Annotated in this window: 14 protein-coding genes; 10 read left to right on the forward strand and 4 right to left on the reverse strand. The window is 57.1% G+C overall.

The annotated features are described in order from the left end of the window. Positions 1 to 80: 80 nt before the first annotated feature. From ACV1FX_RS17725 to ACV1FX_RS17765, 9 genes are all read left to right on the forward strand, one after another. On the forward strand, positions 81 to 1649 hold the full coding sequence (locus ACV1FX_RS17725) for a carbohydrate porin (RefSeq protein WP_473118821.1): 1569 nt from the start codon (positions 81 to 83) through the stop codon (positions 1647 to 1649). 493 nt (positions 1650 to 2142) lie between these two features. Then, positions 2143 to 3528 carry an ABC transporter substrate-binding protein gene (locus tag ACV1FX_RS17730; protein WP_473118822.1) on the forward strand — a complete coding sequence of 462 codons (1386 nt, stop codon included), beginning with the start codon at positions 2143 to 2145 and terminating at the stop codon, positions 3526 to 3528. 61 nt (positions 3529 to 3589) lie between these two features. Beyond that, positions 3590 to 4552 carry a carbohydrate ABC transporter permease gene (locus tag ACV1FX_RS17735; protein WP_473118823.1) on the forward strand — a complete coding sequence of 321 codons (963 nt, stop codon included), beginning with the start codon at positions 3590 to 3592 and terminating at the stop codon, positions 4550 to 4552. A gap of 11 nt (positions 4553 to 4563) precedes the next feature. Beyond that, positions 4564 to 5424 (forward strand): carbohydrate ABC transporter permease, encoded by an 861-nt coding sequence (locus tag ACV1FX_RS17740; protein WP_254103561.1) that lies wholly within the window; start codon positions 4564 to 4566, stop codon positions 5422 to 5424. Beyond that, positions 5421 to 6362: a ribokinase gene (locus tag ACV1FX_RS17745; protein WP_473118824.1), complete on the forward strand. Its 942-nt coding sequence runs from the start codon at positions 5421 to 5423 to the stop codon at positions 6360 to 6362. The genes ACV1FX_RS17740 and ACV1FX_RS17745 overlap by 4 nt, the downstream gene beginning before the upstream one ends. Next, the gene (locus ACV1FX_RS17750) at positions 6359 to 7129 is read left to right on the forward strand and encodes an SDR family NAD(P)-dependent oxidoreductase (RefSeq protein WP_254103563.1); all 771 of its coding nucleotides are present in this window, start codon (positions 6359 to 6361) and stop codon (positions 7127 to 7129) included. Before ACV1FX_RS17745 ends, ACV1FX_RS17750 begins: the two co-directional genes overlap by 4 nt. Further along, positions 7122 to 7937: an HAD-IIA family hydrolase gene (locus ACV1FX_RS17755; protein ID WP_473118825.1), complete on the forward strand. Its 816-nt coding sequence runs from the start codon at positions 7122 to 7124 to the stop codon at positions 7935 to 7937. The genes ACV1FX_RS17750 and ACV1FX_RS17755 overlap by 8 nt, the downstream gene beginning before the upstream one ends. Before the next feature lie 11 nt (positions 7938 to 7948). After that, positions 7949 to 9061, forward strand: coding sequence for an ABC transporter ATP-binding protein (locus ACV1FX_RS17760; protein ID WP_473118826.1), 1113 nt, complete (start codon positions 7949 to 7951; stop codon positions 9059 to 9061). A gap of 34 nt (positions 9062 to 9095) precedes the next feature. Beyond that, positions 9096 to 10871 carry a phosphoenolpyruvate hydrolase family protein gene (locus ACV1FX_RS17765; RefSeq protein ID WP_473118827.1) on the forward strand — a complete coding sequence of 592 codons (1776 nt, stop codon included), beginning with the start codon at positions 9096 to 9098 and terminating at the stop codon, positions 10869 to 10871. Between the two features lie 7 nt (positions 10872 to 10878). Here the strand turns inward: ACV1FX_RS17765 and ACV1FX_RS17770 are convergent, their stop codons facing one another. Then, positions 10879 to 11385 carry a hypothetical protein gene (locus tag ACV1FX_RS17770; RefSeq protein ID WP_473118828.1) on the reverse strand — a complete coding sequence of 169 codons (507 nt, stop codon included), beginning with the start codon at positions 11383 to 11385 and terminating at the stop codon, positions 10879 to 10881. Between the two features lie 936 nt (positions 11386 to 12321). Here ACV1FX_RS17770 and ACV1FX_RS17775 point away from each other — a divergent pair. Further along, positions 12322 to 12792: a nuclear transport factor 2 family protein gene (locus tag ACV1FX_RS17775; protein WP_473118829.1), complete on the forward strand. Its 471-nt coding sequence runs from the start codon at positions 12322 to 12324 to the stop codon at positions 12790 to 12792. A 421-nt stretch (positions 12793 to 13213) separates the two neighbouring features. On the opposite strand, the gene ACV1FX_RS17780 is transcribed toward ACV1FX_RS17775, so the two are convergent. Genes ACV1FX_RS17780 through ACV1FX_RS17790 form a run of 3 tightly spaced genes read right to left on the reverse strand, consistent with a single transcriptional unit; the run spans position 13214 to position 16403 of the window. Further along, the gene (locus tag ACV1FX_RS17780) at positions 13214 to 14119 is read right to left on the reverse strand and encodes an NAD(P)-dependent oxidoreductase (RefSeq protein WP_473118830.1); all 906 of its coding nucleotides are present in this window, start codon (positions 14117 to 14119) and stop codon (positions 13214 to 13216) included. Positions 14120 to 14123: 4 nt separating this feature from the next. Further along, positions 14124 to 14804: an HAD family hydrolase gene (locus ACV1FX_RS17785; RefSeq protein WP_473118831.1), complete on the reverse strand. Its 681-nt coding sequence runs from the start codon at positions 14802 to 14804 to the stop codon at positions 14124 to 14126. Between the two features lie 9 nt (positions 14805 to 14813). After that, positions 14814 to 16403 carry an amidophosphoribosyltransferase gene (locus tag ACV1FX_RS17790; RefSeq protein ID WP_473118832.1) on the reverse strand — a complete coding sequence of 530 codons (1590 nt, stop codon included), beginning with the start codon at positions 16401 to 16403 and terminating at the stop codon, positions 14814 to 14816. Positions 16404 to 17162 lie beyond the last annotated feature (759 nt).

The following is a 17162-nucleotide window of genomic DNA, read 5'->3' on the forward strand; positions in this document are numbered from 1 at the left end:
GAGCAAGCTGTCTTGTGCGATCGTCGAGAACTCAGGTGTCAAAGGTCTCGTGGCGTCGCTCTCGTCAGTTGCTTTGTCTCGTGGCTCACGCGCTGAAGACGAAGGTTCATGAAGCGAGCGCGCAGAGATGCTTTGCTGTTGCACTGTCTCTCGCCGCGAGTTCCGTCGGGGGAGCGGCGCGAGCAGAAGCTGCCAACGAGCCTAGCCCCAAAAACGACACTTCGCGTGAGATTGGGCCGGAAAGAATTCAAAAGAAAAACCTGACGGCTATCAAATCCCGAAGCGGTCGGTCCCAACGAGCCGGGCGTCTCATCACTAGCGCGGCGCCCGCTCAAAATACGAACTTACTTGCGCCAAAATCCGACGGTGCGGCGCTTCTTGCGACGAATGGAACTCAGACGAAGGCCGTCCCCTTTGCAAAGTTCGCGCACCTCCAGGAAAAAGGTATGTGGCTCAATATTCCCGGGCCGGCCGATACGATAGATCAGGATCACGGCGGCGTTAGATCTGCGCTGGAAGAGGTCGGGATCGGCTATGTCGGCGGGACAGTCAATACCTTCGTCGTCAATCAACTGCCGAATGCAGCAAGAAGCACCATCCGCGATCAGCTATATGTCGGCCAGAACCCGACGTTTAATACCGTAAACGTCATGATCGTGACGTACGATCTCAGCCGGTTTGGGATTCGCGATGGTCAGATCATCGTGGGAGCCGAGCAGCAATATTGGACATGGAAGCCTGGCGGGCCAGATAGAGTCGGGATCAATACGATTGCTTACTATCAGACCGCTTTCGACGGGAAGCTCGAACTCAAATTCGGTTACCTCAGAAACATAAATGAGTTCGTAGGCACGGTGGTCGGAGGGAACGCAGCAGTCAACGTGTTTGGAGCATCATCGAATATCTTGTACCAAGCAGGCATGAGCAACAATGCGGCGCCGACGCCAGCTCTCAATCTGAAGTACAATTTTGATGACCGCTTCTACAATAAAGCCTCAATACAGCGTTCACTCAGTCCAGACGGTCAATCTGCGCAGATCGCTGAAAATCCGACCGGCTTGAACTGGAGTACGACCAACGCGGGCGTTCTTTTTCTCGACGAAACCGGCTACAAGAACAAGGCTGCTCCAGGCTTGCCCGAGACTTGGTTGCGGGCTGGTGCCGGATTCAACAACAGCAGCTTCACGGACTTGCAGCATCCGACTCAACCGAGAGCCAGCGGCAATAGCATCTATTACATCGCCGCGGACAGGCAACTCTGGCAGTCTGATGCCCAAGGCTCGGCAACTCGTGGCATCTATGCGGGATTTTCCGTCATGTACGCGCCGCCTGACTTAAATCGAGTCAGTCAGTACTATGAGCTTCGTCTTTATGCGAAGGGGCTGTTTGACAGCCGGCCGCACGATCAGATTGCTATTGTTGCCACCTCCACTGCGTGGAGCAACTTCGCGGTGGATGCTGCCTTGGCCAAGGGCCATTTTGCGCATCGCGACAGTACAGCGATTTCTGGAACATACACGGCGCATCTGGCGCCGGGGATATATTCAAGCTTGGGACTGACATACATCAATAATCCGACAAGCATCACATACACACCCCGTACGGGACATGCGTTGAACTTGTTGGTGTCCACGTCGATATTCTTCTAAGATTCGAGAGCTCTGAGCGTCCGCTATGCTCGCTAGGTGAAGGCGGACATCGTCGCTAGTGCGCCACTGCATAGAAAGAGCTGTGAGCCATGTCGCGACTCTCGTCTTGGCAGTTGGTCGCCTAACGTGGCTTCTTAGGCCCGATCCAGTCCCACATCAGCGAATCAGGGCTGATCTACGAGGGAGACGAAGCGCAATTCAGGGCGGAGGATTCGGATTGCGGACGTTCTGCTGGGACGCTTCCGCCTTCGCCGTCGGATTGTGTTTCTGTGGTGGAGAGAGCGACCAACGGCTTGAACGATCCGCTGTCGGGGTCGTGGTAGCGAGATGCCAACGCGCGACTCTCATTTCCAAATTACCCAATTTTACCCAACCTCTGTCTTGAAAGGCCGCTAGCGGCGAAAGAATGGCGGCTAGCCTTCGCGCAGCTGCGGCCTTTCGGGAAGAGGAAGGCGAGTGGTTTTGCGGGCCAAAGAGCCCATCGGAGGGAAAAATGCCAAGGAAGCTCGCCGCTTTTCGCGGCCATTCGGCCAATTTTGCCAGAAGCGCTCTGATCTGCTCCACGCTTTGGGCCGGAACAGCCGTAGCGGTTACTCAAGCCAATGCGGACGACATCAATTGGCGGCAGTTCGAGGGCACGTCGATCGTCTGGGCATACGACATTCATCCGTATGCCGACGCGGTCGCAGCCCAGTTGCCGGAGTTCGAGAAGCTCACGGGCATCAAGGTGACGCCGGAGCTTTATCCGGACGATGCCTATTGGAATAAGCTGACGATCCAGCTCAGCACAAAGTCACCAAGCTGGGACGTCGTGGGTACCGGGATTCAGCCCGCCTGGGATCTCGCACCAGGCCAGTTGCTTGAACCGCTCGATCGTTATCTGAACGACCCAAAACTCACCGCGGCGACCTATGACTACAAGGATTTCTTCCCTGCACTGCGGGATTCACTGACCTGGAAGGTGAAGGAAGGGCAGATCGAGGCGGGAAGCGGGCAGGTGTGGGCCATCCCGCATGGCTTTGAAAACATCCAGCTGTTCTACCGTAAGGACATTCTCGACAAATACGGCATCAACGTTCCGACGACTCCGCCGGAGATGTCCGCCGCCTGCGAGAAGCTGAAGTCTGCGGACCCCGCGATTACGCCATTAGGCGTCCGTGGCGTGCGGTTTTGGAGCAGCATCCACACCGCTGCAATCTCGATTGCCAAATCGTATGGCGTGCGCGATTTCGTCATCAAGGATGGCAAGCTGGAGACAGGGCTGGACTCGCCCGAGTCGATCGCGTTCCACAAGGACTACGTGGATATGATCAAGAAGTGCGCGGCTCCGTCCTTTGCCAATGACAATTGGTACCAGGTGGTCGATGGCATCAATTCAGGGCGAACAGCAATGGCGATCGATTCCAACATGTTCGGTTTTTGGAATGACGTGGCCGGCAAGCCCGCCTCGGGTAAGATCGCATTCGCGCCTCCGTTACACGGCCCGAACACCAAGACCTTCGAATCCAATATCTGGATCTGGTCTCTTGCAATGAACGCTGCGTCCCAGAAGAAGGGAGCAGCCTGGCTGTTCATCCAGTGGGCAACGTCAAAGCGGGTCGAGTTGAATGGCGCTGTTGCCGGCAAGCTCGTCAACTCTCCGCGCGCCTCCACGTGGAGCGACAAGACGTGGCTCGAATATGCAGCAAAGCCGGAGTTCAACAACTTCGTCGCGACGTTCAAGATCGTGCAGGACAGGGCTACACTTGCCTTTACGCCGCGCGTAGGCTTTGCCGAAGCAATGAATGCTTGGGCCGTCGCCATGCAGAAGATGGTCAATGGAGCTGACGTGAGGGCGACGCTGGTTGATCTTGCGTCAGAGATCCGTTCGTCCATGTGAATGGCAAAGCAGGGCGACAGGTGTAATTGCCGCCCCTTTCGCATCATAGAGATCTGGTGACATGGACCTTCGAGGATCCGACGGAATCGTGACGCTACAGTCGTCGGCCAGCCAACTCTCCATGTCAAAAGATAGGGTAGAAAGGCGCGCCGAGGAGCCGCGCTTCGACTGGTGGAGCATTGCGGCGATCGCTCCGGCTATCATCATCTTGCTCGGATTTCTGTTCCTGTTCTTCTATGGTGTCTTTCAGTCGCTCACAGACCTCAAGTTCGGTCGGCTGCTGGTCCACTTCGTCGGCCTCAGCAACTATGTCGTGCTGATCAAGACAGAGGATTTCTGGAACAGCGTTCGCGCCACTCTTGTCTACGCCGGATCGGCCGTAATTGTGGAGGCTGCATTCGGACTAGCACTTGCCAAGCTGTTCGCAACTGAAGTCTTCCTTGCGCGCGTGATGCGGCCGGTCATTCTGTTGCCTCTCGTCCTGCCGCCGATGAGCGTTGCGCTCATGTGGACGACGATGATGGACCCGCAGAACGGGATCATGAACTACTTGCTGTCTCTTGTCGGGATCGGCCGATTTGCATGGATTTCAGATCCAACCACCGCAATGTTCTCCCTGGTCCTGATCGACGTATGGACCTACACGCCATTTTTTGCGCTTATCATCTTCGCTGGCCTGCAGGGCATCAATGAAGAGGTGAGAGAGGCCGCCCGTGTCAATGGTGCGAAGGGATGGGCAACCTTTGTGCATATCGAGTTGCCGCTAATTGCTCCCTACATACTGATCGCCGCAGTATTTCGACTGATCGAATCCCTCAATCAGTTCGACATCATCTTCGGGACAACGCAAGGCGGTCCCGGAAATAGCACCTCCGTCCTGTCCGTCCGCGCCTACGTCACTGCCTTCCAAAATCTCGCCTTTGGACGTGGGGCAGCTCTTATGGTCGTCAATTGGTTGATCGTGCTGGTTGGGACCTTCACCATGGTCAAGCTGTGGCGCTTCGTCCGCCAGCGCGTTAGTTGAGGAGGCAACGTATGCGATTGAAACGCACGACCTCCGCGAATTTGATCCTCAACCTGCTCGTCGGCATTTGCGCACTGATCCTGGCCTTTCCGCTCATTTGGATCGTGATGATGTCGCTGAAGCAGCAGGCAGAGGTGATGACCTGGCCACCGACCTTCCTGTTCTCGCCGACATTGGAAAACTTTCGCGTCTTGTTCGACGTTGCCCAGGCAGGCGCCACCAGCTACGGCACCATCAAGGTCGATTTCCTGACGCCGATCTCGAACAGCGTTGTCATCGCGCTTGGCTCTGTCATCGTGTCCCTGATCGTCGGGCTGCCCGCGGGCTACGTCCTGGCGAGGCGCGACATTCCCCTCAAGGAAGACATTGCCTTCTTCATTTTGGGCTTCCGTTTTGCGCCGGCGCTGCTGGTTGTCATTCCGCTCTTCAGCGTGTTCCAGACCATTGGACTCTATGACACTTATATCGGCATGATCTGGGTCTACCAGGTCGTCACATTGCCAATGATCGTTTGGCTAAGCCGCTCCTATATCGAAGACATCCCGAAGGACATCGAGGAAGCGGCCGCCATGGATGGCGCCAAGCCGGTCCGGGTCGTGTTGCACATCGTGCTTCCGCTTTTGAAGCCTGGCCTGATCGGCGCCTCGTTGCTGATCTTCCTGCTCGCCTGGCACAATTTCGCCCTTGGCCTGATTCTCTCGTCAACCAAGGCGCCGGTGACCGTCGCCCTGCTCAAGCTGCTTAATCCGGGCGTGCAATTCTATCCCGTCATGGCCGCAGGATTGGTCGTGACGATGATCATTCCGGTCATTCTGATCGTCATCGGCCAGCGTCACCTCGAACGTGGCCTCACCTTCGGTGCCGTAAAATGAATGCCAGGCCGTTGATGTTCTTCGGAACGACCAATCTCGACCTCTGCTTCAACGTCGAGCGGCTGCCAACGCCCGGTGAAAGCCTGATGGGAACGCTGACCCGCCACCCGGGAGGGAAGGGCGCCAATCAGGCCGTTGCCGCCGCCAGGCTTGGGCTGAAGCCTCACTTCTACACGTGTCTCGGCGAAGACGCTGCCGGTCACTGGCTGTTGCAGTCCCTGACTAAGGCGGGCGTTTGCACGGATGCGGTCAAGATTGCGCCGGGAGAAGTCTCCGGCTCGGCCCTGGTCATGGTCGGGGATGACGGCTCCAACATGATCGTCATCGACCCCGGCGCCAATCTGAACGTCACCTCGCAGATGATCGAGACCGCTGCCGAGTTCATCGCGCAGGATGCGATTGTGGTCGCCGAGATGGGCCTCGCGATCGGAGCGCTTAACCGGCTCTTCGAGCTGAAGCGGGACAAGCGCTTCGAACTGATCTTTAATCCTGCGCCGGTGAGGCCCGGGCTTCCATCGACGGCGTGGAGAAGCGTTGATTTTGTCACGCCGAACCAGACGGAAGCCTTTGAGCTGACGGGAATTGAGGTCGACGACTTCGATAGTGCCGCCCACGCTGCGCTAAAGCTTCTCGATCTCGGGCCACGTGCCGCGCTGATCACCCTCGGTGCGCAGGGCGCCTATTATGCAGATGAAAAGCACTCCTTCGCCTTGCGGGCTTTTCCCGTCAAGGTGGTCGACACCACGGCCGCAGGCGACGCCTTCAACGGAGCATTCGCCGCGTCTCTCGCGCAAAGGCTGTCTTTGAGGGAAGCCGTGAGGATGGCCCTGGCCGTGGCCGCCCTATGCGTGACGCGGCGCGGCGCTCAAAGCTCCATGCCGAGCGCCGAGGCCGTTGACGAGTTTCTAAAGTCTCAAACGATCTTGGAGTTGGAATGACCGGACAGTTCTCAGTCTCAGATAGGACGGTGCTCGTGACCGGAGCCGGTGGCGGCATCGGCTCTGCCATCGTGAACGCGTTTCGGGCAGGTGGGGCGAAAGTCCTTGCCACCGATGCAAACCTCGAAAGTCTCGAGGACACTTTGGCAAGCTTGCCCTATGGCAACGGGGTATTGCCGATGGCCATGGACGTGGCGCGCGAGCAAGATGTCACCATGGTGCTCGACGAGGTTGCCAGACGCTTTGGCCGGCTCGACGTGCTGGTCAACAATGCCGGTATCAAATCTGCAGAGCCGCTTCTGAACGGTAGTCCAGAGAAGATCGAACGCACCATCCAGATCAACTCGGTCGCTGTCTTGCACTGCTCCAAACTGGCGATCGAGCGCTTCATGAAAGCCAAGGGCGGCAGCATCGTCAACATCGGCTCCTCCCTTTCATCCCAGGGGGCAGTCTTCAACTACCAGGCGGGTGGCGCCGACTATTGCTTATCCAAGGCGATCGTTCACGACGTCACTAAGCTTCTCGCCTACGAATGTGCGCCCCTCAAGATCAATGTGAACGCAATCGCGCCAGGAATCATCGATACGCCGATGCACGGACGTCCGCGTGAGGAGACCGAAGCGCGCCACAGTGGCCGGATCCCCTTGGGACGGGTGGGCGTACCCGATGATATCGCAGGATTGGCCGTTTTCCTCGCAAGTCCTGCAGCTTCCTACATGACGGGGCAGATCGTTCACGTAAACGGCGGGATGCTGATGAATGGCTAGCGGTAGCTCTTGCCCCAACTGGCCGCCGATCGAAGGGATCATTTCGGATCTCGACGGCGTCGTCTATCGCGGCAGCGCTGCGATTGTCGATGCCATCCAGGTATTTGGAGCCTGGCAGGCCGCCGGATTGCCGTTCTGCTTCGTGACCAACAATTCCACCCATACGCCGCAAGATGTCGTGCGCAAATTGGAAGGTTTTGGGCTTTCCGTCGCACCGAAAGACGTTGTCACGAGCGCCATCACCGCCGCCGAGCTGATCCGTGCGAAATACCCGGACCTCACGCGCGTATTTGTCATCGGCGCACCGTCTCTTGTGAAAGCTATGGCAGATGTGCGGCTCGAGGTTACCGATCGAAAGCCTCAGGTTGTCGTCATGGGGCTCGACCGTCAGATCACGCATGAGAAACTGCGAATTGCGGTCGAAGCGATTTTGAACGGCGCTGCCTTCATCGGCACTAATCCAGATCTCCTCTTGCCGACCGCTAGCGGATACGAGCCGGGCGCAGGAGCAACGATCACCGCTGTGGCGGCTGCCACGCAAGTCAAGCCCGTGATCGTCGGTAAGCCCGAGCCGCACATGATCGAGACCGCACTTGCGCGTCTGGGGACGGCGCGCGGCTCCACATTGCTGATTGGCGACCAGATTCAGACCGATATTCAGGCCGGGAAACGAGCCTGCCTGCCGACCGTGCTGGTTACGACGGGGGTGCCCCCCCGAGAGGATCCATTACTGGTGCCGCCCGATTTCATCGTGTCCAGCCTGGAAGAGATTGAGGTGAGGCCGGCGCCGGTTGGAAGCTCGCGATAGAGGAGAGCCTGATGTCCGATGTTCGTTTGGAAGGCGTCAATAAGGCTTATGGGACCATCCAGATCCTGCGGAATATCGATCTGACGATCGATCACGGCGAATTTGTCGTGTTCGTTGGGCCATCCGGGTCGGGCAAGTCGACGCTGCTGCGAATGATCGGTGGGCTGGAGCGAATCAGCGGAGGGCGGCTCTTGATCGACAACGAGGTCGTCAACGATGTTGACGCAGCTGACCGAAACCTCGGCATGGTGTTTCAGAGCTATGCCCTTTATCCGCACATGACCGTGCGAGAGAACCTTGCCTTTCCTCTGCGCATGGCCAAAGTGCCGAAAGACGATATCGCTAGTAGGGTCGCCGAGACTGCGTCGCTGTTGCAGATCGATCACCTGTTGGAGCGCAAACCTCGGCAACTCTCAGGAGGACAACGGCAGCGCGTGGCGATTGGACGTGCCATCGTGCGCGAACCCAAAGTGTTTCTGTTCGACGAGCCGCTGTCGAACCTGGATACCGAGTTGCGGGTGCAGATGCGGGTGCAGATTGCCAAGCTGCACAAGCAGCTTGGCAACACCATGATCTATGTGACCCACGACCAGGTCGAGGCCATGACGATGGCCGACAAGATCGTCGTGCTCAAGGACGGCAACATCGAGCAAGTGGGGAGTCCGCACGAGCTCTATCACAATCCGGCTTCTCGCTTCGTGGCCGGGTTCATCGGCTCGCCTAAGATGAATTTCCTCAACGGCCACATCGAGGCGGCGCACGCGGCGGGCATGGACGTCAAACTCGACGCGGGTGCGACGGTCTCCGTCCCCGTTCTGCCTGATCAAATGCTTGTCGGCAAGCCGATCGCGCTCGGAATTCGCCCGGATGATTTCTCTCCATCCGTGGCGGGGCAGACCGATATCGGAATCGAGCTTGACGTCGATTTCGTCGAGCATCTTGGCAGCGTCACCTACATCTACGGCAACGCTGGCAAGGAATCGGTGGTCGCAAAAGCACCCAAGCCCCAGCCGCCCAAGAGGTCCGGCAAGGTTCGTCTGGCCGCTTCGCCCGCGGACTTCCACCTCTTCATGTTGAACGGAAAGGCGCTACGACGGTTGCACGCGCCCGCAAATTGGAGCTAGCTTTCAAACCTGCCCTGCAGGAGGCGGGCCGGTCATGCACACGCCGACGGACCAGGTAAAGGGCGGCAGTATCAGGCAGTTCTTCCGGAACTCCCGGTCGTTTGTGCTTGGGGCGGGAATCGGATCTGGTATGACCGCAAGAGCGGCCGAGCGTGCGGGCGCAGATTTCGTGCTTGCGCTCAATGCCGGCCGTTTTCGCGCCATGGGAGGCTCTTCGCCGGCCTCAATCCTTCCAATCCGAAACGCCAACGAATTCGTGGCCGGCTTTGGCCGGACCGAGATTCTGCATAGCACAAAATTGCCGGTATTTTTCGGTGCCTGTACCTTCGATCCGCAGCTCGATATCGACGATTTTCTCGACCGCATCATCAGATGGGGCTTCTCTGGGGTCAGCAACTTCCCGTCCGTCATCCATATCGATGACTACAGGCGATCATTGCTTGAAAAATCCGGCCTGGGCTACGCACGAGAAATCGAGCTCCTGGTGAAGGCTGCCGGACGTGGCCTGATGACTATCGCCTACACCCGCACCCAATCCGAAGCAAGACGCATGGTCGAAGCAGGAGCTGAGGCCATCTGCATCAACTTCAATCTCAACCGGGGGATCGAAAGCGGGGCCGATCCATCGATCAGCCTGCCGGAGCTTGCCGCGCGCACGAGCGCCGTGGCGCGCGTGGCTCAATCCATCGACAGAAACGTGATCTGCCTGCTCGGCGGCGGACCTATTACGAAGCCTGACGAGCTCTTGGATATCTGCCGCGAAACAGGTGTCCAAGGCTTCATCGGCGGCTCTTCGCTCGACCGCGTCCCGTTGGAAATGTCGGTTCTTGAGGTCACCTCGGGCTTCAAGACGATTCACTTGCTGCGCGAGAAGGTCGATCTCCTTGAACGCCAGCTCCAGTTGAGCGGCTTCAGGCACGGCATCATTGCGCAGTCGTCAGGCATGAAGCGTGTCCTCGAGACCACAAGGCGCTTGGCTGGCAATCCCAATCCTGTGCTCGTCTGGGGCGAGGCCGGATCAGGCAAGCGCCGAATAGCTAATCTCATTCATGCCTTCAGTGACCGGAAACACACGAAGCCGGCGCTATTTCACTGCCGGCCGGGTCCTGCAATTGACACGGTCGGTGCGCTGTTCGGGGCCGAGGGCGACGAGAACAGGAGACGCCAACTGTCGCTCCTGGAAGCTGCAAGCGATTCTACGCTCTTGCTAATGCATGTCGATCAGCTGTCGCGGGATGGGCAAGAGCGTCTTGCCGACTATCTCGAGACGGGTACTTTCACGCCGCTGAACGGCGCGTCCGTTGTAAGGTCAAACGCCCGGATCGTCGCAACGGCAACAGTGGCTCGCGGCGCGGGCTTGGCAAGTGTTCTATGTCCCCGCCTTCTTGCCTTCTTTGCTGGGCTCGACATAGAACTACCCGCTTTGCCAAATCGTCTGGAAGACCTTCCGCAGCTCATTCAGCATTTTACGGTCGAAGCCAAAGGGGATTCGAACGCGCAAACGCTGGCAATCGAAAAGTCTGCGTTCTTGGCGCTTGCGGGCCATCATTGGCCCGGCAATCTTCGAGAATTGCGCCAGATCGTCAACCAACTTGTAAGCTTGAAAGACACACATATCGTCAGTGACGTCCTCAAGCCGCTTTTGAGCGCGGCATCCCCCACCAGGCCCTCAGCGGCATTTTCCGAGCGCGAGTGGATCATCGAAGGCTTGAAACGAAACAGGCTCCATCGTGGCAAGACTGCCCGTTCTCTGGGGCTTTCAAGAAAGACGCTTTACAACAAGATCAAGAAGCTGCGGATTTTGGAGTAGCCTACCCTCACGTCTTGCGCACAGGTCGTCTCGGAGCCGTCGTATTCAAAAGCGAGAACTTTGGTATCGCCGATCCCTGTTGGCCAAGGCTGACCAACTCCATCTGGTCGCAAAGCCTCAGCGCAAGAGCCTCTTCCGGCAAATACACGATGCCTTCAAGACGCGACCCTAGTCGCTTCTCTGCCACGGTGATTTCAGAGTCCCTGGCAGCAGTGAACAAGATCTTGAATCCGAGGCTTGCGAACCATTCCATACGCCGAAATTCGAGCTCAAGTCCGGTATTAACCGGCATGCCAGCCGTGGGCCGCTCGATGATGGACGCAGGTGGAAAATTTACGACGCCGGAAATTTTCGCGTCTTTCAATAAGTCGGCAAAATCCTCCCAGCAGGCAAAGGGATCGATCATAACCATGGCCGCATAGACGTGAACGGATGCTTTCTTGTGGAGCGCGCGGAGGTCTCGCAAAAGGCAATCGTTCCAGTCGATGACAGGCAAGGTTGCCATGACGAGCATGGAGCCTTCTGGAAGACTCCGCAAGGACGGCGCGTAAATTTCCAGAGGTGCGCCCTTAAGCGCGACCGATAGGTGCCTGGTAAGCTTGCAGATGACTGGGGGCCTCACGGCTTTTACCTGATCTTACCCATTCGGACGTTTGGCCGATCTTATACAGCGTTTCAGCCCAGTCTAGACTACCTGTTGTTAAGAACGAACCTGGAGGAAAATCGTGTCTCGCCGTTGCAAGGATGGCCATGGCGCGCTCTGGGATGGTAACTCGTCCGAGATTGCGCCACGCGTGAATATCTCGACCCGCGCGCGCTCAGGCCGGCATCACCTTTATCAGTCGTCGGTTGAGACCACGCAAGTCAAAGCAGAAATCACCCGCCGCATGCCGTCGCCGCCACCGCGGGAGATCTTGCGTCCGCAATTGATGCGAAAGCGGTCAGCGGCTGCACCGCAACCGGGAATTCGGCGGCCGAATCGCGCAAGCGCCACGCCCGTGCCTATCCTCGCTCTTACTCCGGACGAGATGCTGGCGCGGCGTATGTGCCTATCTTGGGGCCCGAGCGTCGTGTCCGAAATCCGTCCGAATGGGGCGCGCATCAGGAAAGCTAGTGCGATCGGGTAACTTGGCCGTGGTTGTCTCCGCGGCGTCCCATTTGGAAGCGTTGGAGCGTCCAACTCTCCGGTTTGCGGCCTGGTAACGACACCTTTTTGGATCCGCTGGCAGGCCGGTTCGTCTGCCTTCCTCCCTAGACTTAGGCCGCTGCTAGAGAGATCTGGCAGCGGTCGTTTTTGTGAGGTCCCTGGCCGCCTCAGTCATCGGAGATGCGAGCAGGCGCTGACGAACTCTCTTTAAGGACGGTTCGGTGCTCGTGGCAAACGCCATGGAAAGTGCTGCTCTGTTCCAGTGCCGGAAACGTGAGGCGTTTAAGGGATTCCGAAGACATCATGATGCGAACCCAGAGGCGAGTACGCATCAGTCAGGCGAGGACTATCCATCTTGATCATTCCTTCCTTCGCGCCGCTGAACAGGTGTTCACCGTGAACAACGACCAAGTTATTCTGGATGTGCACGCGTTCCTGCAGCTTTGGGCGCGAACTTTCAACTCTCAAAAGCTGGAGCATCTGGTTGCGTTATATGCAGATGACGCGCTGCTTCACGGTACGTCTAGTTCCACGCTCTATATCGGCGTCGAAGAAATACGCACTTACTTCCATGGCACCGCCATAGCAAAATTCGACGTATGGTATTGCTTCAAGTTGGCCGTCGACGTTGTCATGGTAGTCGGAAAATATACGTTTTTCGAAGTGCGGGATGGTCAGCATGTGGTGACACCAGCTCGCTTTACTTTTGTGCTACGCCGCCGTCACGGCATATGGAAAATTCTACACCATCATTCATCGGCCAACCCCATTTAGATGATCGAATAAAGGTTTGCTGGTTTTATGTGGGTTAGAGTAACAACGCCGCTCGGCAGCAGGATCGTTGTTCCTTTAGGCAGCGCACGATGTACTAGGACAGCAACGTCGGCGTCGGTGCCGAAAGATCCCCCGGCGCCCGTTCCCGTCACGATCTCGACGCTGCCGCGGACCCATGGCCGCTCTTCACGATCTTAGTATGGTGGACTACAGCGATCACATATACCGCAAGGTACCCATATGTACGCCATACAGAAAGCTGGGAGCTTCGCTTACAGTCGCAGAGATGTCGGGCCATGGCGACGTGCCATGACCATTATGGTTTTCACAATCGCATGCGTGGCGACGAACCGGCTGGATATATGTGCCCGAACCGCATTCGCATATCCATAGTCTCGTTGCGCTCAATAGACCGAAGAATCTATAGGCAGGACAAATGAGGTAGTGTCAGTTCGCCTTTACCCGCGGCAACTGAGACATTTAGCTTGTGCGCGGCGGCAGCCAGGACCGGCACCGAAACGCCACTATCGCCTGCCAGGCGCACAGCGCACTCAATATCCTTTGCTGAATTCGCAATTGAGATCGCCAGAACATCAGGCTTCTCGCCCAACAAAAAAGCCACGAAGGCTTGGAATATTCCGTTGTTGGTGGAGCCGCGACTGACCAAAGAGCGGAGCGTTACGAGATCGATGTCAAGACCGTGCGCGAATTGGCAGACCTCCGCGGCTACCGCCGCTATGCCCATAGTCATGCTGTTGTAAACAAGCTTGATCTTGTGACCTTGTCCGACATCTCCGACATGAACAACAGTCTCACAAAATGTAGCAAGAATCCTTTCGGCTACAGGAAAAAGCGTTTCACTCGATCCAACGATCGTGTTGAGAAGGCCGAACTCTGCTTGTTCCGGGCTCCGTGTTACTGGAGCATCTATAAAGCTTAGGCCACGTTTTTGAGCCTGCTCGGCCAGTGCGACGGTGGAAGCAGGATAAGATGTCGTGCAGTCAATTATCAAACCCCCTCGGGGCATACGGGCGAACAGCCCATCTTGCCCAAGGCACACCGCCTCAACCTCGCGGCTTGAAGGCAAGGATAACACGACCGCACTTACACGCTGCGCCAAATCAGCGACCGAAAGGTGTTCATGGGCACCTACGCTGGTCAACCGATTCGCACCGAACCGGTCCTTGTTGGCCTTGATATGCAGCTCAACTTGGTGGCGCAACAGGCTGATACCCATGCCGGTTCCCATGCGCCCGATGCCGATGAGGCCTATTCTCTGCTTCGCGGCTTTAGGGGCGACGTGGAGTGATGGGTCTTGTGCGGCCATGATTTTATGCATTTCGAAAGAAGCCATGCCCTTGCAAGATCGGCAACAGCTCATGATGATTGTTGATCGTGTAGTCTGGCTCGGCTGCCCGCAAGCGCGAATCCGAAACGAATCCTCCAGTAATGGATATGCTTATGAGTCCGAGATTGCGTGCGATGTCTATTTCGACCGGCATGTCGCCGATGATGAAGGTTGACGCCGGCTTCAGGTCGTTTTTCTGCATATAGAGACGAAGCCGCTCTCCTTTGCTCGTCGACTTGTATTGAGTGGCGCGGCTTTCAAAGGCGAGCACATCGTCGATGTAGTCATCGATTCCAAGTCGTCTCAATTGGGAGCGCAGCGGGGCGACTATATGGTTGCTGAGGATGATGGATGAAGCGTGTTCTTGGCGCGCTAGCTCCAGCACTCTACGTGCGCCCTCGCGCAGATCGGCTCTGTCCGCAAGTGGTTCGTAGGCATCGTGAAACATTGCACTCCCATCGCGATCCACGATCGCAACTTCGTCTTGCGACATTCCGAGGCTGCTATAAAGAAGAGATAGCGGAACGTCGCAATGCTCTCGAAAGGTCTTTATGTCGATTGATGCATGACCAAGGCGATTTAGTATCGCATTGGTCGTTTGAAGTAGTGCGTATGAATCATCGAGCAGCGTTCCATTCCAATCAAAGACGAGAACGGGTTTCATGAGTTGACCTCAAGCAGGGATTGATTCCAAATAGGCAAGATCGGCCACTAGTTTGCGCAAGCTCCTGTTGGCGCGCTTCTGTCCCGCAGGGGTTGGCATCTCGAACGTAAACGGTGACAAATCGAAGCCATCCTTCCTGCAGGGCAGCAACGGTAAAAGAAGGTCGAACGGCAAATACGTTATCGTGGTTGCGTTGATGGATGCCGCAATATTGCTTTCGATGAGTTTGAGAACTTGCGGCTCCATCTTGTGAAAGCGAAAGCTTTGCGTGCGCTGCTCGGGCGTCAATCGTTCCCATATGCGCCAGAATGCCAACTCATCTAGCGTGTCGATGCCCACGCCGTAATAGTTCGGAGCCACTATAGGCGGCGAACCGATCGCCCAATGTACGGCCGTGGCTCCTGCGGCGAGCAGCATACTCGTGACAGCCTGACTGGTAGCGCCAGTAATGAGGGCCTCGTCGACAATTATTATCGTGCTCTTTGCAATGCCAGTTCCCGACACGTGGTACTTTTCAGCAATGCGAGATTTTCGTTCGCTGGGTGTGCCAATCAGAGTTCGATGAGGAAGCTGCGTTGCGACGACTTCCCGGCGCTGGGCGAACACGCCATAATCGTCGAGAGATGCAAACAGTCCGTCAGCGTACGGCCCTCCGGTCTGTGGCATGGAGGACACGATTGCGGACGTGGAGCAGGGTTCTGCTTGTAATCGCTGCGCAATAAGACGACCAAGAGCGAGCCCGATGTTGTAACGGGTTTCGGAATGTGTTTGGCCCTCGATCGATGTGTTCGGATTTCCAACGTAGAGAGTTTCGTAGGCGCAGAGTTTGGCTTCGTATCGCCCGTTGGCCACCGCACGGTCAAAGCAACATCCAGTTTTTCCGTCTACATATTTGATATGGCCCGGCAAAAGCGGCTTTGCCTTACCCTGTAGGCCGGCAAACGCACAATTTTCTGAAGCAAAGAGCAAGAACCCGTCATCTGTTTGCATAGTTTCCAAGGGACGCAAACCACATCGATTTCGGTATGCAACCAGGGTTCCGTCTCCGTCCAGGAAGAGCGCGCTGATCGCGCCATCAACACGATCGTCAATGTCGCGAAAGATATTTTCGTAATTGACGGGCAGGCCGCGCCGCCAATAGTCTCTTTCACAGGAGTGTTCAATCCATTTGAGCAAGAGCTCAGCATCTGTGTTGGCGCCGAACCTGTGACCCTGGGCAAGCAAGTCCTCCCTGAGTTCGCGAGCATTGACCAAAGCCCCATCCAATGAAATTGCCAAATGGCGGCTGTTGCCCGCATTATTGTGAATTGGCTGAAGGTCGCCGGCATCGCTGTTTCCGCGGTATCGGCTGCGGATATGGGCGATTGCAACATGGGGCCTAAAATTGGAATCCTTCTCATCGTGCTCAATGCGCACTGACTCGTACGATGACTGAAGGGCTCTCGCATATCGAACGCCTTGCTTGTGCATAAAAGCCGCAACGCGGACGCCTGCCTGCCCACGAAGTGCTAGTTTCGGAATCATGTGTTCGAGCCGATCATAAACCCTCGCCGGTGAATTGTTTGAAGGGTGTAGAAACGCAGCGGCAAGACCGGACATGCTAATTTGCCCCACTTGTTGAAGAGCCGGTGTCCAGGGCCCATCACGGCGAATGGATCTAAGCGCCACGGCGTGAAGACGTGGTACCGCCCCCTTTAAGCAAGCGCCGTACCAATGAAGAGATGATTCAGCTTGCGCCGCCAGAATGAAGGAATTTGGAAAGCTTACCCATTTTTCTAATGATGATTTCGCATCGTCGGATTCCCGACACGGTGTTCAAAGCGCGACGCGTTAGTACGAAATGATCCAAGCTCTGACTGTTGGTGGTCCGATCGTCCACCGAGATCTTCGCGCTCAAATTTGCGCGCCAGTTCCCTCGCATGAGCGAGCATGGCGATTTCGAGTCCTGATCCACCGACCGAATCCTGATCGGAAGCTGCTTCACGCCTGGCGCCTTTGTCACAGACGAGCAGCGTGACTACTCCCGGTCCTGAAGGGCCGAGGTTCTGCCTTCGGGCGAGAGTTTCCTGGTTCCTGCCGCCAACGCGGCTCGATGCATAAGCCCGTCCCCGGGGGTCCTCCGGTTGAGCTAATGCCACGACGAAGGACGTTCTTCGCCGCGTCGTCGTCGGCATCGGTGATGTGGCCGTAGTCGGTGCAGACGCTGTCTCTTATACACGTTGTTTTTTGTTTTGGGGAGGGGGGGGGGGGGGGGGGGGGGGGGGGGGGGGGGGGGGGGGGGGGGGGGGGGGGGGGGGGGGGGGGGGGGGGGGGGGGGGGGGGGGGGGGGGGGGGGGGGGGGGGGGGGGGGGGGGGGGG

This window comes from Bradyrhizobium ingae, from assembly GCF_055791185.1.

Excerpts from the sequence above, each read along its gene's own strand:
- ACV1FX_RS17730 (WP_473118822.1), top strand. The coding sequence starts at position 2,143 with ATGCCAAGGAAGCTCGCCGCTTTTCGCGGCCATTCGGCCAATTTTGCC.
- ACV1FX_RS17735 (WP_473118823.1), top strand. The coding sequence starts at position 3,590 with ATGGACCTTCGAGGATCCGACGGAATCGTGACGCTACAGTCGTCGGCC.
- ACV1FX_RS17740 (WP_254103561.1), top strand. The coding sequence starts at position 4,564 with ATGCGATTGAAACGCACGACCTCCGCGAATTTGATCCTCAACCTGCTC.
- ACV1FX_RS17745 (WP_473118824.1), top strand. The coding sequence starts at position 5,421 with ATGAATGCCAGGCCGTTGATGTTCTTCGGAACGACCAATCTCGACCTC.
- ACV1FX_RS17750 (WP_254103563.1), top strand. The coding sequence starts at position 6,359 with ATGACCGGACAGTTCTCAGTCTCAGATAGGACGGTGCTCGTGACCGGA.
- ACV1FX_RS17755 (WP_473118825.1), top strand. The coding sequence starts at position 7,122 with ATGGCTAGCGGTAGCTCTTGCCCCAACTGGCCGCCGATCGAAGGGATC.
- ACV1FX_RS17760 (WP_473118826.1), top strand. The coding sequence starts at position 7,949 with ATGTCCGATGTTCGTTTGGAAGGCGTCAATAAGGCTTATGGGACCATC.
- ACV1FX_RS17765 (WP_473118827.1), top strand. The coding sequence starts at position 9,096 with ATGCACACGCCGACGGACCAGGTAAAGGGCGGCAGTATCAGGCAGTTC.
- ACV1FX_RS17770 (WP_473118828.1), bottom strand. The coding sequence starts at position 11,385 with ATGCTCGTCATGGCAACCTTGCCTGTCATCGACTGGAACGATTGCCTT.
- ACV1FX_RS17775 (WP_473118829.1), top strand. The coding sequence starts at position 12,322 with ATGATGCGAACCCAGAGGCGAGTACGCATCAGTCAGGCGAGGACTATC.
- ACV1FX_RS17780 (WP_473118830.1), bottom strand. The coding sequence starts at position 14,119 with ATGGCCGCACAAGACCCATCACTCCACGTCGCCCCTAAAGCCGCGAAG.
- ACV1FX_RS17785 (WP_473118831.1), bottom strand. The coding sequence starts at position 14,804 with ATGAAACCCGTTCTCGTCTTTGATTGGAATGGAACGCTGCTCGATGAT.
- ACV1FX_RS17790 (WP_473118832.1), bottom strand. The coding sequence starts at position 16,403 with ATGTCCGGTCTTGCCGCTGCGTTTCTACACCCTTCAAACAATTCACCG.